The sequence below is a fragment of the Rhizobium sp. GCM10022189 genome (assembly GCF_042656325.1).
Lineage (GTDB): Bacteria > Pseudomonadota > Alphaproteobacteria > Rhizobiales > Rhizobiaceae > Rhizobium.
Map to the genome: position 1 here is coordinate 12,867 of NZ_JBHSOR010000006.1, position 20,864 is coordinate 33,730.

Annotated in this window: 22 protein-coding genes and 1 tRNA gene; 19 read left to right on the forward strand and 4 right to left on the reverse strand. The window is 62.0% G+C overall.

Features of this window, described 5'->3' with window-relative positions:
• The first annotated feature begins 108 nt into the window (after nt 1–108).
• Genes ACFPWW_RS06750 through ACFPWW_RS06760 form a run of 3 tightly spaced genes read left to right on the forward strand, consistent with a single transcriptional unit; the run spans nt 109 to nt 3,338 of the window.
• Nucleotides 109–1,146, forward strand: a complete 1,038-nt coding sequence (locus ACFPWW_RS06750; protein WP_377311119.1) for a hydroxyacid dehydrogenase — start codon at nt 109–111, stop codon at nt 1,144–1,146.
• A 10-nt stretch (nt 1,147–1,156) separates the two neighbouring features.
• Nucleotides 1,157–1,801 carry a ThuA domain-containing protein gene (locus ACFPWW_RS06755; RefSeq protein WP_377311122.1) on the forward strand — a complete coding sequence of 215 codons (645 nt, stop codon included), beginning with the start codon at nt 1,157–1,159 and terminating at the stop codon, nt 1,799–1,801.
• Between the two features lie 28 nt (nt 1,802–1,829).
• A complete protein-coding gene (locus ACFPWW_RS06760; protein WP_377311125.1) occupies nt 1,830–3,338 on the forward strand; it encodes an aldehyde dehydrogenase family protein in 1,509 nt (502 codons plus the stop codon).
• Between the two features lie 67 nt (nt 3,339–3,405).
• Here the strand turns inward: ACFPWW_RS06760 and ACFPWW_RS06765 are convergent, their stop codons facing one another.
• Nucleotides 3,406–3,663 (reverse strand): DUF2934 domain-containing protein, encoded by a 258-nt coding sequence (locus tag ACFPWW_RS06765; protein WP_377311127.1) that lies wholly within the window; start codon nt 3,661–3,663, stop codon nt 3,406–3,408.
• A gap of 752 nt (nt 3,664–4,415) precedes the next feature.
• A tRNA-Ser gene (locus ACFPWW_RS06770) sits at nt 4,416–4,505 on the reverse strand.
• A 304-nt stretch (nt 4,506–4,809) separates the two neighbouring features.
• Here ACFPWW_RS06770 and rplU point away from each other — a divergent pair.
• The 4 genes from rplU (at nt 4,810) to ACFPWW_RS06790 (ending at nt 6,797) form a co-directional block, all read left to right on the forward strand.
• Nucleotides 4,810–5,127 carry a 50S ribosomal protein L21 gene (gene rplU, locus ACFPWW_RS06775; RefSeq protein ID WP_007824851.1) on the forward strand — a complete coding sequence of 106 codons (318 nt, stop codon included), beginning with the start codon at nt 4,810–4,812 and terminating at the stop codon, nt 5,125–5,127.
• 34 nt (nt 5,128–5,161) lie between these two features.
• Entirely contained in the window at nt 5,162–5,431 is a 270-nt protein-coding gene (gene rpmA / locus ACFPWW_RS06780) for a 50S ribosomal protein L27 (RefSeq protein WP_112562449.1), read from the forward strand.
• Nucleotides 5,432–5,556: 125 nt separating this feature from the next.
• Entirely contained in the window at nt 5,557–6,213 is a 657-nt protein-coding gene (locus ACFPWW_RS06785) for a GNAT family N-acetyltransferase (RefSeq protein ID WP_112544911.1), read from the forward strand.
• A complete protein-coding gene (locus ACFPWW_RS06790) occupies nt 6,210–6,797 on the forward strand; it encodes a GNAT family N-acetyltransferase (protein ID WP_112562451.1) in 588 nt (195 codons plus the stop codon). Before ACFPWW_RS06785 ends, ACFPWW_RS06790 begins: the two co-directional genes overlap by 4 nt.
• 33 nt (nt 6,798–6,830) lie before the next feature.
• On the opposite strand, the gene ACFPWW_RS06795 is transcribed toward ACFPWW_RS06790, so the two are convergent.
• Nucleotides 6,831–7,697 (reverse strand): endonuclease/exonuclease/phosphatase family protein, encoded by an 867-nt coding sequence (locus ACFPWW_RS06795; RefSeq protein WP_377311136.1) that lies wholly within the window; start codon nt 7,695–7,697, stop codon nt 6,831–6,833.
• A gap of 83 nt (nt 7,698–7,780) precedes the next feature.
• On the opposite strand from ACFPWW_RS06795, the gene obgE reads away from it, so the two are divergent.
• From obgE to modC, 7 genes are all read left to right on the forward strand, one after another.
• On the forward strand, nt 7,781–8,851 hold the full coding sequence (gene obgE, locus ACFPWW_RS06800; protein WP_112562455.1) for a GTPase ObgE: 1,071 nt from the start codon (nt 7,781–7,783) through the stop codon (nt 8,849–8,851).
• Complete coding sequence (gene proB / locus ACFPWW_RS06805; RefSeq protein WP_112562457.1) at nt 8,844–10,013, forward strand: glutamate 5-kinase; 1,170 nt, start codon at nt 8,844–8,846, stop codon at nt 10,011–10,013. Before obgE ends, proB begins: the two co-directional genes overlap by 8 nt.
• Nucleotides 10,006–11,289, forward strand: coding sequence for a glutamate-5-semialdehyde dehydrogenase (locus tag ACFPWW_RS06810; RefSeq protein WP_112562459.1), 1,284 nt, complete (start codon nt 10,006–10,008; stop codon nt 11,287–11,289). The genes proB and ACFPWW_RS06810 overlap by 8 nt, the downstream gene beginning before the upstream one ends.
• A gap of 37 nt (nt 11,290–11,326) precedes the next feature.
• On the forward strand, nt 11,327–11,932 hold the full coding sequence (locus ACFPWW_RS06815) for a nicotinate-nucleotide adenylyltransferase (protein WP_377311140.1): 606 nt from the start codon (nt 11,327–11,329) through the stop codon (nt 11,930–11,932).
• Nucleotides 11,933–12,421: 489 nt separating this feature from the next.
• A complete protein-coding gene (gene modA, locus ACFPWW_RS06820; protein WP_377311142.1) occupies nt 12,422–13,213 on the forward strand; it encodes a molybdate ABC transporter substrate-binding protein in 792 nt (263 codons plus the stop codon).
• A gap of 81 nt (nt 13,214–13,294) precedes the next feature.
• Nucleotides 13,295–13,996 carry a molybdate ABC transporter permease subunit gene (gene modB, locus ACFPWW_RS06825; RefSeq protein ID WP_112562465.1) on the forward strand — a complete coding sequence of 234 codons (702 nt, stop codon included), beginning with the start codon at nt 13,295–13,297 and terminating at the stop codon, nt 13,994–13,996.
• Nucleotides 13,993–15,063, forward strand: coding sequence for a molybdenum ABC transporter ATP-binding protein (gene modC / locus ACFPWW_RS06830; protein WP_377311145.1), 1,071 nt, complete (start codon nt 13,993–13,995; stop codon nt 15,061–15,063). Before modB ends, modC begins: the two co-directional genes overlap by 4 nt.
• On the opposite strand, the gene ACFPWW_RS06835 is transcribed toward modC, so the two are convergent.
• Nucleotides 15,064–15,441: a winged helix-turn-helix domain-containing protein gene (locus ACFPWW_RS06835; protein ID WP_112562470.1), complete on the reverse strand. Its 378-nt coding sequence runs from the start codon at nt 15,439–15,441 to the stop codon at nt 15,064–15,066.
• A 209-nt stretch (nt 15,442–15,650) separates the two neighbouring features.
• Between ACFPWW_RS06835 and rsfS the strand changes: the two genes are divergently transcribed.
• The 5 genes from rsfS to ACFPWW_RS06860 all read left to right on the forward strand — a co-directional run bounded on the left by rsfS (nt 15,651) and on the right by ACFPWW_RS06860 (nt 20,844).
• A complete protein-coding gene (gene rsfS / locus ACFPWW_RS06840; protein ID WP_112562472.1) occupies nt 15,651–16,094 on the forward strand; it encodes a ribosome silencing factor in 444 nt (147 codons plus the stop codon).
• Between the two features lie 118 nt (nt 16,095–16,212).
• Nucleotides 16,213–16,695, forward strand: a complete 483-nt coding sequence (gene rlmH / locus ACFPWW_RS06845) for a 23S rRNA (pseudouridine(1915)-N(3))-methyltransferase RlmH (protein WP_113413189.1) — start codon at nt 16,213–16,215, stop codon at nt 16,693–16,695.
• Nucleotides 16,696–16,849: 154 nt separating this feature from the next.
• Nucleotides 16,850–18,253: a murein hydrolase activator EnvC family protein gene (locus ACFPWW_RS06850; RefSeq protein WP_377311239.1), complete on the forward strand. Its 1,404-nt coding sequence runs from the start codon at nt 16,850–16,852 to the stop codon at nt 18,251–18,253.
• Nucleotides 18,243–19,565, forward strand: a complete 1,323-nt coding sequence (locus tag ACFPWW_RS06855) for a S41 family peptidase (RefSeq protein WP_112562476.1) — start codon at nt 18,243–18,245, stop codon at nt 19,563–19,565. Before ACFPWW_RS06850 ends, ACFPWW_RS06855 begins: the two co-directional genes overlap by 11 nt.
• 76 nt (nt 19,566–19,641) lie before the next feature.
• Nucleotides 19,642–20,844 carry a divergent polysaccharide deacetylase family protein gene (locus ACFPWW_RS06860; RefSeq protein ID WP_112562478.1) on the forward strand — a complete coding sequence of 401 codons (1,203 nt, stop codon included), beginning with the start codon at nt 19,642–19,644 and terminating at the stop codon, nt 20,842–20,844.
• The last annotated feature ends 20 nt before the right edge of the window (nt 20,845–20,864 follow it).

Consider the following 20,864-nt stretch of genomic DNA (forward strand, 5'->3'; position numbering starts at 1 on the left):
ATGCGTAATTAACTTGCGTAACTTGCGCATCCATGCGATCTGAATGTCCATGCGGCCAGGCCGCTCCGGGACTGCGCGGAGTTCTTCTCGGCGCAAGGGAGAATGCAATTGCTTCAGGATGCTTTGATCGCGCAGAAAGCCCGCCCGGCACTTGCTTTCGCCTTCGGCCCCTTTGGCGTGGACAAGCTCTTCGACGCTTCTGATGCCGGCCGGCTGAGCCCCTCCTGCCGTATTGTCACCGATCTGCCCATCCGCGATTTCACCACGGCTGAAGCCAAACGGGCTCTTTCCGAAGTAGAGATCCTCGTCACCGGCTGGGGCTGCCCGATGATCGACGCGGCAGTCCTGGACGCCGCACCGGCGCTGCGGCTGATTGCCCATGCGGCCGGTTCGGTGAAGCATTTCATCGCGCCGGAGGTTTTTAGACGGGGTATCCTCGTGACCAACGCCGCCGATGCCAATGCCATTCCGGTCGCCGAATTCACGCTTGCCGCCATCCTCTTTGCCAACAAGCAGGTCTTCCGCTTTGGCCGGGATTATTCGCGCCAGCGCAGCTTCGTCAATGTTTCCCAGCACTATGACGGCAAAGCCGGCAATTGGGCAAAGCGCGTCGGCATCGTCGGCGCTTCGCGCATCGGCCGGCGCGTCATCGAGCTTTTGCGCCCCTTCAACGTCGACATCCTGCTGCACGACCCGCTGATGGATGTGGGCGAGGCTCGAAGGATCGGAGCAACGCTCGTTTCGCTCGAGGAGCTGATGGAGAGCTGCGACACGGTTTCCATCCATGCGCCGTTGCTTGCCTCCACCCGCGGCATGATCGATGCCGGAATGCTCGCCCGCATGCCGGACGGTGCGACGCTGATCAATACGGCCCGCGGCGGCATTGTCGATGGCGCGGCCCTGGAAGCCGAGCTTGTCAGCGGCCGGCTTTGGGCAATTCTCGACGTGACGGAGCCCGAAACGCCGCCGGCCGCTTCGCCGCTTTATACGTTGGAGAATGTGCTGATGACGCCGCATATTGCCGGCGCCATCGGCAGCGAGCGTCATCGCCTTGGCCGCCTCGTGGTCGAAGAGATCGAGCGCTATCTGGCGGGAGCGCCGCTGCGCCATAGTGTTACCGTCGAGGGCCTGCTGCACCAGGCCTAGAGGAGGAAATATGAAGAAGGCGATCATCGTTTGGGGCGGCTGGCCGGGCCACGAGCCGGAACCCTGCGCCAATATCGTCGGCGAGTTGCTGCGTGAGGACGGTTTTGCAGTTGAGATCACGAACGATCTCGGCATTTTCGCCTCCCCGCAACTTGCCAGGGCCGATCTCCTGGTGCCTGTCATCACCGGCGAGAAACTGGAAAAGCCGCATGCCGATGCCCTCGTCGGTGCCGTGCGCGGCGGCCTGGGCCTTGGCGGCCATCATGGCTGCCTTGCGACCTCCTTCAAGGAAAGCGCTCCCTTCCGCTACGTCTCCGGCGTCACCTGGGTCGCCCATCCCGGCAATATCATCGACTTCCGCGTGGCGATCACCCGGCAGGACGATCCGCTGATGGAAGGCATTCCGGATTTCGACTACCGCTCGGAACAATATTACCTGCACTACGATCCTTCGGTCGAAATCCTCGCCACGACCACTTTCACCGGCCAGTACGATCCTGCCGCGCGTAATGTGGCGATGCCGGTCGTCTTCAAGCGGCATTTCGGCGAGGGCCGTATTTTCTATTCGGCCCTCGGCCATGTCGCCGCCGAATTCAGCCATCCCTACATGCCCCTCATTCTCCGGCGCGGCCTGAGCTGGGCCGCCCGCCAATAGCCAAACCAGCAGCCGCAAGGACAATGTCATGACCGTCCAGTATCGTTTCATCGCGCCGCGCCTTGACGATCCGCGTCTTCTGCAGGATCGCCGCTATTCCATGCTGATCGGCGGCAAGAGTGTCGCCGCCCGGTCGGGAGAGACGATCGCCCGCGAAAGCCCCGCCCATCCCGACCATATCGTCGGCACGATTCCGAAGGGTTCGCGCGCCGATGCCGAGGCTGCGATCGCCGCTGCGCGCAACGCCTTCGACAACGGCCCCTGGCCGAAAATGACCGGCGGCGAACGCGCCCGCATCATGCGCCGCGTCGGCGATCTCATCGAAGCCAATCTGGAAGAGCTTGCCACGATCGAGGCACTGGAGGTCGGCAAGGCAATCAGCCAGGCGCGCGGCGAAATGGGATTTTCCGCAACGCTCTGGCACTATGCCGCCGGTCACGCACAGGGGCTGGAAGGCGAAACGCACAACGACATGGGCGCCAATACGCTCGGCCTCGTATTGCGCGAACCGGCCGGCGTCGTCGGCATCATCACGCCCTGGAATTTTCCGCTTCTGATCGGTTCCGAGCGCATCCCCTGGGCGATCGGCGCCGGCTGCACCGTCGTCATCAAGCCCAGCGAATTCACCTCGGGCTCGACCGTCCGGCTTGCCGAACTTGCCCGCGAGGCCGGCCTGCCGGATGGCGTGCTGAATGTCGTGACCGGCTACGGTGCCGATGTCGGCCAGATTTTCGCACAACATCCCGATGTCGATATGGTGACGTTCACCGGCTCGCAGCGCGTCGGCCGCATCATCGGCGCGATTGCCGGCGAGAACATCAAAAGGGTCGGCCTCGAACTCGGCGGCAAAGGCCCGCAGGTGGTCTTCGCCGATGCCGATCTCGACGCAGCCGCGGCAAAGATCTCCGGCGGCGCCTTCCATTGCTCCGGCCAGGCCTGCATTGCCGGAAGCCGCCTGATCGTCCACGACTCCGTCGCCGACAGGCTTCTGGAGAAGGTGGCGGCGCTGGCGGCAAAGATCGTCACCGGGGATCCGCTCGACAATTCCAGCATCGTCGGCTCGCTGATCCACAAGGCCCATCTGGAAAAGGTCGCCGGCTATGTGGCCGAAGGCAAAGCCGATGGCGCCGAGGTCTATACCGGCGGCACGGTTCTCGGCGAAGGCGGCGCCTTCTTTGCACCCACGATTTTTACCGGCGTCAGGCCGGATATGTCGATCGCCCGCGAGGAAATCTTCGGCCCGGTTCTCTCCACTTTCCGCTTCAAGGATCCGGAGGAGGCAATCCGGCTTGCCAACGATACGCCTTTCGGCCTTTCAGCCTGTGTCTGGTCGAACAATCTTTCGACCGCCTTGCAGGCGATCCGCCGCATCAAGGCCGGCCGTACCTGGATCAACGGCATGGGCGACGGCACGCCGCAAATGCCGATCGGCGGTTACAAGCAGAGCGGCATCGGCCGCGAACTCGGCCGCCACGGCTTCGACGAATATTCGGAATTGAAGAACGTCCACATCACGCTTGCGGACAGACTGGCCTGAAGGCGCAAAAGCCGCCGACCCGACGGGCGGCGGCCTGACCATAACTCGCAAGGCTCGCGTTGCCGTCCTAACGGCTCGCGGCTTTGCGCCGGCCGCGCCTGATGTCCTGTGTTTCGGCCTCGTCATAAGCCCGCATCAGCCGGCCGGCAGCCTTCAGCTTCTCGATAAGGTCGCTTCCGTCTGCGGAAGCCTTGGTGGCTTCGAGCTGCTCGAATTCCCTCAGTGCCTGCGCCCAGTGGCTCTCGCCCCGGCCATGCGGCCTTCCTTCCTCTTCCCAGATGGCATATGCCCGCTGGCTGACCCAATCATCCCGATTACGACTCATTGTAAAACCCCAGCGGTCAAAAGGCTCACGCAATATCAATGCGAATAAAGGTGCCAGCCGGGACTTTAGGAGTCGTTACTGCCGACTGTAGCTTTGCAGGATAAATTGCATCGGAGAGAGTAGTTTTCGGCAACTATAGTTAAAAGGACGGTAACGTCCGCCGGCCCTTAATCGCGGCTGCTCTCGCCGAACCGGATATCCATCGTGGCAGCCAACCACTGTTCCCGCCCTGATGAGGGACTTTCAAATGGCTCTCTGCATAGGATGCATAGGTTTTTTATACGTCGTGTGAGAAATGTCAGAAAGTGAGATGACAGCTATTGAATCCGACAATTCCTATAGAGCGCTGAAAAACTGCCTATGCATCCTGTGCAGGCAGAAGACAGATGAACCTTTCGGACCCTGACTTTCTCCTGGCGCCTTCTTCCGCAATCGGTTGCCGGCGGCATGGATATGGCGGCCGAACCCGTGCCACGCGCCTAGTAGATGCGCGACGATTCTGTCGCCGGCGATGGCACCGTTCAATGGCGTAGGCAAAGGGCAAGCCGCTCCACGATTGCGATCTCCGCTACGGCAACAGAAGCGTCAGGTACGTTATTCTCAGCAGACTTGGCGGGTGATCACACCCGACCTGAGAGATAGGTGACGTTTTGCGCCGGAAACATGGGTCAGAACCTCGTGCCGAACAGGTTGTCACCGATGTCTTAGGAACAAACTGTTACCTATGTCTCCGGGTCGGACAATTGAGAAAATGGCGGAGAGGGTGGGATTTGAACCCACGATACCCTTGCAGGTATGCCGCATTTCGAGTGCGGTGCATTCGACCACTCTGCCACCTCTCCGCGGTCTTGGTCGGCGCTTGTTCGGCGCGGGCGTTCTCATAACGAGCAAATGACAGACTGGCAAGCCGAAATCTCAAGCTTTTCCATCCTTTTGCCTTGACACTTTTCTGTCACTCGCGTATCCCGCCTCAGCAATAGGAGTGGAGTAGTCCGCCCCTTGCCCGCCTCGCGCTCGCGCGGGGTTTCACCGGCAGACCAGAGTTCCGGGCCAGTTCCCTGAAATCCCTGCTTAACTTCGACTGATAAAAAGACAGCCACCCGCACTTTGCGGGGAGAGCTGGATCGAACATGAAAGGATAAAATAATGTTCGCAGTCATCAAGACCGGCGGTAAGCAGTATCGCGTGGCGGCCAACGACGTGCTGACCATCGAGAAGCTTGAAGCCTCCGCTGGCGACTCCATTGAATTCACCGAAGTCCTCGTGATCGGCGAAGGCGCCGACGCGGCGATCGGTGCGCCCTTCGTAGCCGGCGCCTCCGTCAAGGCGGAAGTCGTCGACCAGACCCGCGGCAAGAAGGTCATCGCCTTCAAGAAGCGTCGTCGTCAGAACTCGAAGCGTTCGCGCGGCCATCGCCAGCATCACACGGTTGTCCGCATCACGGACATCGTGGCTGCCAAGTAAGATCAACGGGTTTCAGGTTTAAAGGAGAACTCCAATGGCACATAAAAAAGCTGGCGGTTCCTCGCGCAACGGTCGCGATTCCGAATCCAAGCGCCTCGGCGTGAAGAAGTTCGGCGGCGAGAACGTCGTGGCTGGCAACATCATCGTTCGCCAGCGCGGAACCCAGTGGCATCCGGGCGCCAATGTCGGCCTCGGCAAGGATCACACTCTTTTTGCGCTTACGGCTGGCAATGTGGACTACCGAACGAAGGCCAATGGTCGCGTGTACGTGTCTGTAATGCCGAAAGCGGAAGCAGCGGAATAAGCCGGTAGCGCTCAAAAACAGCCGGCGTCTCATCGACCCGGCTGACCGTACCAGGTTCAGTCCAGAAAACAGGGGAGATGGGGCGCCATCTCCCCTTTTTCTTTGTCCAAACAGGAGGACTGAACATGCAAGGCGAATTGATAAGGGTTGACCAATCACGGTCATCCCGGGAAGACCAGCGGTCTTCCATGGAACGGCTGAGGCCGGAGCGGTTAAGGACCGATTGCCCTGTCTTGTTATCGGAACGGCTCGTCATGCGCGCGCCCCACGAGGAAGACATTGACGCCCTTGCCCATCTCGCCAACAACGCCAAAGTCGCCACCATGGTATCGCGTATGCCGCACCCCTATACCGCCAATGATGCCGCCGACTTTGTTTGGCGTACGCGAAATGGCGAGATTGGTAAGTGCGTCTATGCCATCACCAAGGCGGAGAACGGTGCCTTCATGGGTTGCTGCGGCGTAGAGCCGCACACCGACGAGAAGACCGTCGAGATCGGCTACTGGCTGGGCGAACCCTACTGGAACCAGGGTTATATGACCGAGGCCTGCCATGCGCTCGTCGACATGGTGTTCAGGACAAGGCAGCAGGTCGAGCAGATCGACGCGCGTTGCCGGGTCATGAACGTCGCCTCGCGCCGCGTCATCCAGAAGTGCGGCTTCCAGTTCCAGGGCTCCGGCCTTGCCGCCTCGCTCGCGCTCGGCAGCAACGTGCCGGTCGAATGGTACCGGCTCGACCGCAAGACCTGGATGTCGCTGAGAAGCTGGGGGGCAATCTCATGAGTGCCGTTACCCTGCAGAGACCCAGGACCAAGCCCATGATGCCCGGCCCCGCGCCGGTCATCACGACGGCAAGGCTGACGCTGCGTCCGCACAGGCTGAGCGACGCTCCGGCGATCGCGGAATCGCTTTCCGATTTCGCAGTCACCCGCATGCTGGCCCGCGTTCCTGCGCCCTACGACCGGCAGGATGCGCTGGATTGGCTGATCCCGGTCACGTCGGGCGCCCTGCCGGACTGGAGCCTGGCGATAACGGGCAGCGACGATGTCCATATCGGCAACGTGTCGATCGAACTTCGTCACGGACGCTGGCACCTCGGTTACTGGCTGAACCGCTACTACTGGCGGCGCGGCTATATGAGCGAGGCGGCGGAAGCCGCGCTGGAGCGTTTCTCGCGGCGCATGCCCGACGTCCCGGTTCATTCGGGCGTCTTTGCCGACAATCCTGCATCACTCCGGCTGCAGGAAAAGCTCGGTTTCCGGATGACCGGCTGCAGTGAAATCTATTCTTTCGCCCGCAACACGATGGTCGCCCATATCGAAACCGTGCTGCAGCCGGGCGCGTTGCAGCAGAGAAAAGTGGCATGACATCGAAGGACGCCGCCCGACGGCGGCGTCCTTTCAATCGCCGATCTCGACCCGAAGAGGAAAATGATCGGAGCCTTGGCAATCCGTATCGATGAAAGCGGATTTCAACCGGTCCTTGAGGCCGCAACTGACGAAACAGTAATCGAGATGCATGCGCCTGCCGCGATCGTCCGGATCCATCCAGCTGTAGCTTTCGGGCCCATAGGCTCCGAGCGCCGCAAAGGCGTCGACAGGCGTGCCGATGCGCGCCGTGCGGCCGTAAAACCGGTCGGCGGATCCGGCAAAGGCGCAGTATTCCGGCGATTCCGGCTCCATGTTGAAATCGCCCATAACGACATAATCTGCCGGCAGCGGCAGCTCGGCAAGCCCGAATTCGGCGCCACCGGTGAGCGACGCGCCTTCGTGAACGAAGGCATTGATGCGGTCGTTGAGATAGCGGAGCTGCGCGATGCGCTCGTCTCCGGAGACATGGTCGAGATGGATGGAATAGACGCGGACAGCGCCATCGGGCAGCGCAATGACGGTTTCCGTTGCGCCGCGCTGCAGATTGATCTTGTCCACCGTGCGGCTGCGCGGCAGAAGCAGCGTTCGCACCGACAGGATGGGCCAGCGCGACAAAACCATGTTGCCAAACTGGAAGCGAGTGCCGCGCGGCAACGAAATCTGGCCCGGCGCCGCCTCGACATGAATATCGCAGGCCGGTCCATAGACCCAGAAATGGTCGGGAAACAAAGCCCCGATAGCGCCGGGCATATCGGCATGACCGTTGCGGGCAAAGCCTCTCGTCACCTCTTGCAGGGCGATGACATCGGCACCTTCGAGACCCTTGGCGATACGCTCCAGATCGTATCTGCCGTCGAGACCGAAGCCGTACTGTATGTTATAGCTCGCAAAAATCACGATATTCTTTGACCTCCGCCTGAACCGCCTATATCGAATGGGCCAAGAGGGGTCGCCCAAACGCACTGAGTACTGGAAGTAAAATGAAATTTCTCGATGAAGCAAAGGTCTATATCCGGTCGGGTGATGGCGGCGCAGGCAGCGTTTCCTTCCGCCGCGAGAAATTCATCGAGTTCGGCGGCCCGGATGGCGGCGACGGCGGACGCGGCGGCGACGTCTGGGTGGAGGCCGTCAACGGCCTCAATACGCTGATCGATTTTCGCTACCAGCAGCATTTCAAGGCCAAGATCGGCATGCACGGCATGGGCAAGAACCGCACCGGCGCCAACGGCGATGATGTGACCCTCAAGGTTCCGGTCGGTACGCAGATCTTCGAGGAGGACAAGGAGACCCTGATCTGCGACCTGACCGAGGAAGGCCAGCGCTTCTGCCTCGCCCGCGGCGGCAATGGCGGCTTCGGCAACGCGCATTTCAAGTCTTCGGTCAATCAGGCGCCGGACTGGGCCAATCCCGGCCTCGAGGGCGAAGAAAAGACCATCTGGCTGCATCTGAAGCTGATCGCCGATGCCGGCCTCGTCGGCCTGCCGAATGCCGGCAAGTCCACCTTCCTGGCCTCCGTCACCCGCGCCCGGCCGAAGATCGCCAACTATCCGTTCACGACCCTGCATCCGAATCTCGGGGTTGCGACCATCGACGAGCGGGAATTCATCCTTGCCGATATTCCAGGCCTCATCGAGGGCGCGCATGAGGGTGTCGGCATCGGCGACCGCTTCCTCGGTCATGTCGAGCGCACGCGCGTGCTGTTGCATCTCGTTTCGGCCCAGGAAGAGAAAGTCGGCAAGGCCTATAAGACGGTCAAGCACGAACTCGAAGCCTATGGCAAGGATCTGGCCGACAAGCCCGAAATCGTTGCGCTCTCCCAGATCGACACCGTTGATGATGCGACGCTGAAGAAGAAGGCCAAGGAACTCGCCAAGGCCTGTGGCAAGACGCCGTTTCTGATTTCCGCCGTGACCGGCAAGGGAATGACCGACGTGCTGCGTGCGCTGCGCGACATCATCGTCGAAGCCAATACCGAGGAAAAACCGGCCAAGACGCCGAAGCTGCGCCATCGCGACATGATCCTCACCGATGAGGACGAGAGTGATGAATAGCCGAAAGCCGCTGGATCGCTATCGCCGCATCGTCATCAAGATCGGCTCTGCCTTGCTGGTCGACCGCAAGACCGGCCTGAAGAAAGCCTGGCTCGATGCCATGTGCGCCGATATCGCCGCGCTGAAGTCGAAGGGCGCCGATATTCTCGTCGTCTCCTCCGGTGCCATCGCGCTCGGCCGCTCGGTGCTGGACCTTCCCTCCGGCGCCCTGAAGCTGGAGGAAAGCCAGGCGGCGGCGGCCGTCGGCCAGATTGCCCTGGCCCGGGCCTGGTCGGAGAGCCTTTCGCGCGACGAGACCGTTGCCGGCCAGATCCTGCTGACGCTTGGTGATACCGAGGAGCGCCGCCGTTACCTCAACGCCCGCGCCACGATCAACCAGCTTCTGAAGATCGGCGCCGTGCCGATCATCAACGAGAACGATACGGTCGCAACCAGCGAAATCCGCTATGGCGACAACGACCGCCTGGCCGCCCGCGTCGCCACCATGACCGGCGCCGACCTGCTGATCCTTCTCTCCGATATCGACGGTCTCTACACCGCTCCGCCGCATCTCGATCCCGATGCGCAATTCCTGGAAACCATTGCCGAAATCACGCCCGAGATCGAGGCCATGGCCGGTGGCGCGGCCTCTGAGCTTTCGCGCGGCGGCATGCGCACCAAGATCGATGCCGGCAAGATTGCGACGACTGCGGGCTGCGCCATGATTATCGCATCGGGCAAGACGGAAAGCCCGCTTTCGGCCATCGAAAACGGTGCGCGGTCCTCCTGGTTTGCCCCTTCGGGTACGCCCGTGACCGCCCGCAAGACCTGGATTGCCGGGCAGTTGCAGCCGGCCGGCACGCTGCATCTCGACGAAGGTGCCGTTACGGCGCTCGGCGCCGGCAAAAGCCTGTTGCCCGCTGGCGTACGCAACATTTCCGGCAATTTTTCCCGGGGCGATACGGTCGCGATCATCGCGCCCTCGGGCCGCGAGATCGCTCGCGGCCTCGTCAGCTACGATGCGGAGGAAGCCCGCCAGATCGCCGGCCGCAAATCGGCCGAGATCGAGGCAATCCTCGGTTATCCCGGCCGCGCCGCCATGGTCCATCGCGACGATATGGTCATGACGGCGCAGATCGGTTCGAAATCGGAAAGGCAGAAGAAGGACGCAAGTTATGCTTGATGCGGTTGTGCAAAGCCCTGACATTGACGTGCTGATGAATGACATCGGCCGCAAGGCCAAGGCCGCCGCGCGACCGTTGGGCTTTGCTTCCACCGATTCCAAGAACATGGCTCTAAGCGCCATGGCCGACGCCATCCTGGCGAACAAGGCCCATATTCTTTCGGAAAATGCCAAGGATTTGAAAGATGTAGAAGGCACGGACATGCTCGCCTCCTTCATCGACCGCCTGACGCTGAACGACAAGCGTGTCACGGAAATGGCCGAGGGCATCCGGGCGATTGCCGCCCTTCCCGATCCTGTCGGCGAAGTGATTGCGTCCTGGGATCGTCCGAACGGCCTGAAGATCGAGCGTGCCCGCACGCCGCTCGGCGTCATCGGCGTCATCTTCGAAAGCCGGCCGAACGTGACGGCCGACGCCGGTGCGCTCTGCCTCAAGGCCGGCAACGCGGTCATCCTGCGCTGCGGCTCGGATTCGCGCCGCTCCTCGGCTGCGATCCATGCCTGCATGGTCGAAGGCCTGAAGGCTGCCGGCCTGCCGGAACATGCAATCCAGCTCGTACCCGTCACGGACCGCGCCGCCGTCGGCGCCATGCTGCGCGGCCTTGACGGTGCAATCGACGTCATCGTGCCGCGCGGCGGCAAAAGCCTCGTCGCCCGCGTGCAGAACGAGGCGCGGGTGCCGGTTTTTGCCCATCTCGAAGGCCTCTGCCATATCTATGTCGATGCGTCGGCCGATCTCGATATGGCGAAGAAGATCATCGTCAACGCCAAGATGCGCCGCACCGGCGTCTGCGGTGCAGCCGAAACCCTGCTGGTCGATAGCGCCGCAACGGGCACGCATCTGGCACCGCTGATCGAGGTTCTGGTTAAAGCCGGCTGCGAGGTGCGTGCCTCGGCAGCCGTTCTTGAGGTCGTACCCGGCCTGAAGCCCGCGACCGAGGAAGACTGGTCGACCGAATATCTGGATGCGATCATTTCCGTTGCCGTCGTCGACGGCATTTCCGGCGCGATCGACCATATCCAGAAATATTCGTCGAACCACACGGAAGCCGTGCTCGCTGAAGATCCTGCTGTCGTCGAGCGTTTCTTCACGGAGATCGACTCGGCCATCCTCCTGCACAACGCCTCGACCCAGTTTGCCGATGGCGGCGAATTCGGCATGGGTGCGGAGATCGGTATCGCCACCGGCAAGATGCATGCGCGCGGCCCCGTCGGCGTCGAGCAGCTCACTTCCTTCAAATACCGCGTTCGCGGCAATGGACAGACGCGGCCCTGACGTGACCACGGAGCAGCTAGACCGGCGTTATCTCCGCATGCCGCATAGTGAACGCGGCATGATCGTCGGCCTATTCGGCGGCTCCTTCAATCCGCCGCACGAGGGACATGCCCTGGTCGCCGAAATCGCCATCCGCCGTCTTGGGCTTGACCAGCTCTGGTGGATGGTGACGCCCGGCAATCCGCTGAAGAGCCGCAATCATCTGGCACCGCTTGCCGAGCGTATCGCGCGCAGCGAAAGCATCGCTGCCGATCCGCATATCAAAGTGACCGCCTTCGAACAGGCCTTCGGCGTCAGCTATACGGCCAATACGCTCGCCCGCGTTAAAGCCCGCAATCCGCATGTGCATTTCATCTGGATCATGGGCGCCGACAGCCTGGAAAATTTCCATCGCTGGCAAAAATGGCAGGATATCGCCCGCACTTTCCCGATCGCCGTTATCGACCGGCCGGGCTCGACGCTCTCCTACCTTTCCTCGAAAATGGCCAAGACCTTTGCCTTTGCCCGCATCGACGAAGATGATGCCCGTATTCTCTGGAAGAAGCCCGCCCCGGCCTGGACCTTCATTCACGGCCCGCGCTCGACCCTGAGTTCGACAGCCATTCGCGACGGCGCGCTGCATAAGGCAGCCGAACAGGTCTGATTGTCTGAAAACTTCCGGGAAATGAAAAGCCCGACGCGGGAGGAGGTGCGTCGGGCTTAAAACTTGATCGACAACTGGGAGGAGGAGTGTTGTCGATCCTATCGGACGGCCATGGGAGGAGGAGAAGCCGTCGGATGATTATCTTTTAGCACATTTGTTCAGAAGGTGAATATATACAGGTGCAATGCAGCAATGCATATAGCGCAGACCTCCGCAAATCAAGGCCGAATTCGTTGCCGGTTTAATCAGCAAATATTGATCGATCCGAACTGGCTGGCTGGAACTCCTTGCCGTTTGGCAAGCGGAAGTGCCACATTTTTGCCTTCCGCCTGTTAGGCTTGACAGAAGCCATGCACCTCACGAATGCGTGAAGATGCGGCGCGGGAAACCGGGGCTCCGCGGCCGCTATGTTTCATGAAACATAACTCTAGCCAAAGCGCACACGCCGTTATATCCGTTTAGATATTTCGAAACATGGAGCGAAAAATCATGCAGAACCGCCGCTATTGGATAAAACTGGCAACCGCCGCGATTTCGGCCATCTGGCTCGGCGCGGCGGCGCTTTCGGCACCTGCCGCAGCCGCCGAAAAGGTAACGGTCTTCGCCGCCGCAAGCCTGAAGGATGCCCTTGATGCGGCCAATGCCGCCTGGGCCAAGGAAAGCGGCAAGGAAGCCGTCGCTTCCTACGCGGCAAGCGGCGCGCTCGCCAAGCAGATCGAAAATGCCGCCCCTGCCGATGTCTTCATTTCCGCCGACCTCAACTGGATGGACTATGTCGCCGACAAGAAACTGATCAAGGCAGACACGCGCTCCAACCTTCTCGGCAACCGCCTCGTGCTCGTGGCGGAAAACGGCAAGCAGAAGCCGGTAGAAATCAAGCAGGGCTTCGATCTGGCGGGGCTGGTCGGCGATGGCAAGCTCGCCATGGGTGAGCCGAAGTCGGTTCCGGCCGGCAAATACGGGCAGACGGCGCTCGACAAGCTCGGCGTCTGGAAGTCGGTCGAACCCAAGGTCGCCTATTCCGAAAGCGTGCGCGCCGCGCTCGCCCTCGTTTCCCGCGGCGAAGCGCCTTACGGCATCGTCTACCAGACGGATGCGGCCGCCGATAAGGGCGTTGCGATCGTCGGCACCTTCCCGGCCGATTCCCATCCGCCGATCATCTATCCGATCGCGCTTCTCGCCGAGAGCAAGAACCCGGATGCCGCCGCCTATCTCGATTTTCTGAAATCGGACAAGGCTGCCCCCTTCTTCACGGCACAGGGCTTCACCATCCTGAAATAATTGCGCAATCGGCGCTGACAGCTTAGCGTGAAGGCTCGCTTCGGCGGGCCTTCACCATTTTGATTTTTGAAAAGAAGACGCTTGCATATGTTCGGCTTGAGCGATGAAGAGTGGACGGCGATCCTGCTGAGCCTGCGTGTTTCCTTCGTCGCCATGACGGCAAGCCTGCCGCTCGGTATCCTCGTCGCCCTGCTGCTTGCCCGCGGGCGCTTCTGGGGCAAGTCCGTCCTGAACGGCATCATCCACCTGCCGCTGATCTTGCCCCCGGTCGTCACCGGTTTCATCCTTCTCATCCTTTTCGGCCGCCGCGGCCCGATCGGCAGCCTGCTCGATCAATATCTCGGCATCGTGCTCTCCTTCCGCTGGACCGGTGCGGCACTTGCCTGCGCCGTCATGGGCTTTCCGCTGATGGTGCGCAGCATTCGCCTCTCCATCGAATCCGTTGACCGCAAGCTGGAAGAGGCGGCCGGCACGCTGGGCGCAAGCCCGCTATGGGTCTTTCTGACGGTCACGCTGCCGCTTACCATCCCCGGCATCATCGCCGGCATGATCCTGTGTTTTGCCAAAGCGATGGGTGAATTTGGCGCCACCATCACCTTCGTCTCCAACATTCCCGGCGAAACGCAGACGCTGTCGGCCGCCATCTACACCTTCACCCAGGTGCCGGGCGGCGACACCGGCGCCATGCGGCTTACCCTCGTGTCCATCGTGATTTCCATGCTCGCCTTGCTTGCTTCCGAATTTCTCGCCTATCTTGCCGGTCGGAGGATCGATCCGGAATGACCCTCATTGTCGAAGCACGACACCGCCTCGGCGCCTTCGGCCTCGATGCCGCCTTCACCTCCGAGCGCGGCGTGACGGCGCTTTTCGGCCGTTCCGGCTCCGGCAAGACCTCCGTCATCCGCATCATTGCCGGCCTCACCCGCCCGACCGAAGGCCGCGTCCTGCTGGATGGCGAACCGCTGACGGACACGGCAAAAGGCATCTTCGTTCCGCGCTACCGCCGGCGTTTCGGCTACGTCTTCCAGGAGGCGCGGCTCTTTCCGCACCTGAGCGTGCGGGCCAATCTCTCCTACGGCCGCTGGTTCGCGCCGAAATCGGCGCGCGCGGAAAATTTCAGCACCGTCGTCGATCTGCTGGATATCGGCCAGTTGCTGGCCCGCAGCCCTTCAAAACTGTCGGGGGGCGAGAAGCAACGTGTCGCCATCGGTCGCGCGCTCTTGTCTTCGCCGCGCCTGCTGCTGATGGACGAGCCGCTTGCCGCGCTGGACGAAGCCCGCAAGGCGGAGATTCTGCCCTATCTCGAACGCCTGCGGGACGAGATGGATATTCCGATCGTCTATGTCAGCCATTCGATCGCCGAGGTCGCGCGCCTGGCAAACCAGGTCGTGGTCATGCGCGGCGGCAAAGTGGAAGCCGCAGGCCCTGCAACGGAAATCCTCAGCCGCTCGTCCCTGCTGCCGGAGGACCGGAAGGAAGCCGGCGCCGTGCTGGAAGGCACGGCCGAAAGCATCGATCCGGCCAATCGCATTTCGACGGTGCTGCTGAAGGCGGGAAGGCTCTATGTTCCAGGCGCCGCCCCGGCCGTAGGCAGGCCCGTGCGCATCCGCATTCCGGCCAGAGACGTGATGCTGGCGACACGCAAGCCGGAAGGGTTGAGCGCTCTCAACATTCTGGAAGGAACCATCCTGCAGGTTTCGCCGGCGGCGGATGGGACCGTCGAGATCCGCCTCGACTGCGCCGGCGACGCCGTGCTGTCGCGCATCACGGCGCTGTCCTGCGAGCGCCTGGGATTATGCCCGGGCATGCCTGCCTTCGCCATTATCAAGACGGTGGCGCTGGAAGCCTGATCAGCGCCGGTCGCCCGGCTGCAGGTTACGGTTGTCTTCCAGCCAGGCGAGATCGTCGGCAAGGCTGGCGCGTACCGTCTTTTCCATATCGCGAAAGCGCGCCAGCAGTTCCTCGCCGAAGGGCGTCAATGCCGCCCCGCCGCCCTTCTGGCCGCCGCGCTGGGATTCCACCACCTGCGCCTTGAACATGCGGTTCATTTCGGCAACCAGCATCCAGGCCCGGCGATAGGACATGTCCATCGCGCGGCCGGCGGCCGAGATCGAACCTGTCTCGCGGATATGCTCGAGCAGCTCCATCTTGCCGTGGCCGAGGCGGTCGTCATCGGGGAAGGTGATTCGCAGGACGGGCGTGAGCGGATTTTCAGTTGTTTTGGTCATATCAGTCGAAATTTGCGGGAATCGCCGGCACTTTACGCCCGACCGCAGACGCTGTACACAGCACCTTCCGATCGACCCAGGGTCGAAATCTCGATTTCGTGACGCCAAATGCCACTTTCGGCCGCCCGCGCGCTGCGCCGCGTCTTGAAACGTTAATGGTTTGATGCCTATCTTAACCGTGATCCGGTTGTGCCGGATCTGTGTTGTGCATGGTTTGTCATTCCAGGAAAGGGAAAGCACTGACAACAGTACACGCCAAGGGAAAAACGCTCGCCGTTGTCCCGAAGGGTGCGGAACGTGGCGCCGATGCCGCTGCCCGTGCTCTGGAAGCCGTCCTCGCTAGCCTCGAGGATTCCAAAGCTGAAGATATCGTCACCATCAACATTGCCGGAAAATCGGCGCTGGGAGACTACATGGTTGTCGTCTCCGGCCGCTCGAACAGGCATGTCATGGCGATCGCCGATCACCTGCTCACTGATCTCAAGGACGAGGGCTTCGGTACGGCCCGTGTCGAAGGTCAGGAGGGCGGCGACTGGATCCTGATCGACACCGGTGACATCATTGTGCATGTGTTCCGTCCCGAAATCCGCGAATTCTACAACATCGAAAAGATGTGGGCGGCTCCGGATATGGACGAGGAAACGCTGCACTGACAGGCAGCCCGGCATTCGCCCGGCGCCTGAGACGTGGTAACTGACCGGGCCGATCCTCGTCGATTGGCCGGTACGTCCACATTGCGCTTCCAAAGCGCGGCATAGCAGGAGCGGATGAATGCGGATTGGTCTTTTTGCGGTGGGACGGCTGAAGTCCGGCCCCGAAAAGGATCTTGCGGCCCGTTATTTCGACCGTTTTGCGAAGGCCGGTCCTGCGGTCGGCCTAGAACTTTCCCGTATTGCCGAAGTGGCCGAAAGCCGCGCCGCCAATGCGGAGACCCGCAAGCGCGAGGAAGCCGCCATGCTCTCGAAATCGCTTGCCGACGGCAGCATCCTCATTCTTCTGGACGAACGCGGCAAGGCGCTGGACAGCGAGGCCTTTGCCAACCTGCTCGGTACCTATCGCGATCAGGGCAAGCGTGACCTGACGATCGCCATCGGCGGTGCCGACGGCCTCGATCCTTCCCTTTACGACCGTGCCGATATGACGCTCTGCCTCGGCAAGATGACATGGCCGCACCAGATCGTCCGGACCCTCATTGCCGAGCAGCTCTATCGCGCCGTGACCATCCTGTCCGGCCACCCCTACCATCGTGTCTGATACAGCCGGAAATGGTCACGCAGCCGTGTTTTGCCTCGCGGCCTCTTCTCCTTCAAACTTTCTGGTCAACAGCCCCAAATCAGCTTAGGTTCCGGGCGATTTGAACGAGTAAACCCCGACACGCATGACGAGAGCTGCCACCAAGCGATCCCGCCTGTTTCTGCCGGCCGTTGCCGCAGGGCTCGGTGCGGCCGTCATCGCCATTTCGGGAAACCCTTTCGCCGCGCGGGCGCAGGATGCTCCGCCAGCCGCGGCCGAACCGGCCGCGCCGGCGACAACCGTCGAACAGCCGCCGCCCGATCCTGCCGCCGAACTTGCCCGAAAACGCGACGAGACGAGGGCTGAACTCGACAAGCTATCAAAGACGATCAGCCTGTCCTCCGACAAGGTGAACGAGCTTCAGAACAGTATCGCCAATCTGGAAAAGAGCACGGCAAGCATCCGTCAGGCGCTGATCGATTCCGCCGCGCGGCGCAAATCCCTTGAAGGCCGGATTCTCGACAGCGAGAAGAAGCTTGCCGAACTGGGCGTCAAGGAAGACGGAATCCGCCGCTCGCTGCATGAGCGGCGCGGCCTTCTTGCCGAAGTCCTTGCGGCCCTCCAGCGCATGGGCCGCAATCCGCCGCCCGCCCTTCTCGTGACGCCTGACGATGCGCTGGCTTCCGTCCGCAGCGCCATTCTGCTCGGCGCCGTCGTGCCCGGCATCCGCAAGGAGACCGAAAAGCTCGCGGCCGATCTTGCCGATCTCTCGGCGCTGCAGACGGCAAGCGCCAAGGAGAAGCAAGACCTGACCACCACCATGGCCAATAGCCTGGAGGAGGAAAAGCGCATGGATCTGCTGCTGGCCGAGAACGACAAGCTCAGCCGCTCCAGCGCCGCCGAACTGGAGGCCGAAAAGCAGCGTTCGCAGGAACTGGCGAGCAAGGCCACGACGCTCGAAAGCCTTGTCGCCTCGATGGAGACGGAGATCGCCTCCGTGCGCGATGCGGCTGCCGCTGCCCGTCAGGCGGAGGAAAATCGCAAGCTCCTGACCGATGAACAGCGCGCCCAGGCCAAGGCCCTGGCCGACAGCGGTGTGCCCGATAAAAACCGCATTGCGCCCGCATATCCCTTCGGAGAATTGAAGGCAAAACTGGAGCTGCCTGTGGCGGGCGATATCCTGCGCCAGTTCGGAGATGCCGACGGCACCGGACACGAGGCCATGGGAATGACGGTTGCGACCAATCCGGAAACGGTGGTTACGGCCCCTGCTGATGGGCTGGTGGTTTTTGCCGGCGCTTTCCGCAGCTATGGCCAGATGATCATCCTCGACGCTGGCGACGGATATCACCTGGTTCTCTCAGGCATGGATACGATCAGCACCCGTCAGGGAAAATTTGTTTTCTCCGGCGAACCCCTGGCCGTGATGGGTGCGAAAAGAGTGGCAAGCGCAACCGCATTGGCGCTGGAAACAGATCGGCCAACGCTTTACATTGAGTTTCGAAAGGACGGTAAACCGGTCGATTCCCGACCGTGGTGGACCGCCAAAGACACTGGAAAGGCACGCAATGATTCGTAGGGCTTCTCTTGTTCTGGTCGGCGCACTGATGGGCGCGACCGCGATGAGCGTCATTTACTCTGCAGGCGTGCCTGCGGAGGCGGCGGGTGCATCGACCTATAAGGAGCTGTCGGTATTTGGTGACGTCTTCGAACGTGTGCGTGCGCAATACGTAACGCCGCCGGCTGAGGACAAACTGATCGAAAGCGCCATCAACGGCATGCTGTCTTCGCTCGACCCGCATTCCAGCTACATGAATGCGAAGGACGCCGAGGACATGCGCACCCAGACCAAGGGTGAGTTCGGCGGCCTCGGTATCGAAGTCACCATGGAAGACGAGCTCGTCAAGGTCATCACCCCGATCGACGATACGCCTGCTGCCAAGGCCGGCGTTCTGGCCGGCGACTATATTTCGGAAATCGACGGCCAGTCCGTCCGCGGCCTGAAGCTCGAAGACGCTGTCGAGAAGATGCGCGGCGCGGTCAACACGCCGATCAAGCTGACGCTCATCCGCAAGGGCGCCGACAAGCCGATCGAACTGACGATCGTGCGTGACGTCGTTGCCGTCCAGGCCGTCAAGTCGCGCGTCGAGGATGATGTCGGCTACCTGCGCGTCATCTCCTTCACCGAGAAGACCTACCCGGATCTCGAAAAGGCAATCACCAAGATCAAGGCGGCCGTTCCGGCCGACAAGCTCAAGGGTTTTGTCCTTGACCTGCGCCTCAACCCCGGCGGTTTGCTCGATCAGGCGATCAACGTCTCCGACGCCTTCCTGCAGCGCGGCGAGGTGGTTTCCACCCGCGGCCGCAATCCGGATGAGACCCGCCGCTTCAATGCCGGTCCCGGCGACCTGACGGATGGCAAGCCGCTGATCGTTCTCATCAACGGCGGTTCGGCTTCCGCATCGGAAATCGTTGCCGGCGCCTTGCAGGATCTGCGCCGCGCCACGGTTCTCGGCACGCGCTCCTTCGGCAAGGGTTCCGTCCAGACGATCATCCCGCTTGGCGAGAACGGCGCGCTGCGCCTGACGACGGCGCTCTACTACACGCCGTCGGGCCGCTCGATCCAGGGCACCGGCATCACGCCCGACATCAAGGTGGAAGAGCCCCTTCCGGCCGATCTCCAGGGCAAGATGGTGACGGAGGGTGAATCCGCCCTGCGCGGCCATATCAAGGGCCAGAACGAGACCGACGAAGGTTCGGGCTCCGTTGCCTACGTACCGCCGGATCCGAAGGACGACGTGCAGCTGAACTATGCGCTCGACCTGCTGCGGGGCAAGAAGACCGATCCGTCCTTCCCGCCGGACCCGGAAAAGGCCGTCGTTGCCAAGTAATTCATCCTCCTCAAGGCCGGGCACGGCCCGGCCTTGAGGCTTTCCGCTGTTTCCCGGTTTTGGAGCGGGCAAGGAATTGGGAACGGACCTGCATGCACCTCTAGGCCGCGGCCGCAAGGCGGCGCGCAAGCGCCCCGGCATATTGCGGATCGGACAGATTGCCGCGAGCTTCTGCCTCATCGCGATCGGCGGCTTTTCCCTCTACACGGCATTTCACGATGATGGTCTGGAGCCGGCGAAACCTCCGGCATCGCAGGACAGGTCGGCCGCCGCCCCGCCGACGGACACAATCCAGCAACCGCCAACGTCGGACAGTCAGGCGGCGAACGGCATTCCGCGCTCGGAACCGAATTCCGGTGCCAACGTGGAACGCACGGTGACTGGAGACGGCTCCGTCGTTACCAAATACAGCCCCCGCCCGCGCGACGGCAGCGGCCCGGTTATCGTCGATGCCATGCAGATGGGCCAGGACCCCCGCATGGCGGCCATCCCCAACGACAGCCTGCTCGAAGAGACACCCTTCGGCCGGCTGCCGATCACAGGACCCGACGGCCGCCGCCCGATGGACCAATATGCGCGGCCATGGTCCGGCACGCGCGGCACCCGCATCGCCATCGTCCTCAGCGGCCTTGGTCTCAGCCAGACCGGCACGCAGCGCGCCATCCAGCAGCTGCCGGAGGAAATCACCTTCGCCTTTGCCGCCAGCGGCAACAGCCTGCAGCGCTGGATGCAGGACGCCCGCCGCGGCGGTCATGAAATATTGCTGCAAGTGCCGCTGGAGCCCTTCGACTACCCGGCGAACGACCCGGGACCGGATACGCTGCTGACCTCGAAGCCCGTGGCACGCAACATCGAAAGCCTGCACCGGGCGATGGGCGAGATCACCAACTATACCGGCATCATGAACTATCTGGGCGGGCGGTTCCTTTCCGATCCCAAGGCCATGGAGCCTGTCATGCGGGATATCGGCAAACGCGGGCTGCTCTTTCTCGACGACGGCACGTCTGCGCAATCCAAGACGGCCGTGATTGCCAAGGGCACGGAACTTCCTTACGCCTTTGCCGACCTGCAGCTGGACAGCCAGGTCGACGTGAACGCCATCCTGCAGAAGCTCGACGAATTGGAGCGCATCGCCCGCCGCAACGGGCAAGCGATCGGCGTCGCCTCGGCTTTCGACGAGAGCATTGACGCGATTTCCAAATGGAGCGAGGAAGCAACCATGCGCGGCATCGAAATCGTCGGCGTCGCTGCCCTCGTCAACGACCCCAAGAATCCCTGAGGGGAATCCCAAAGCGGAGA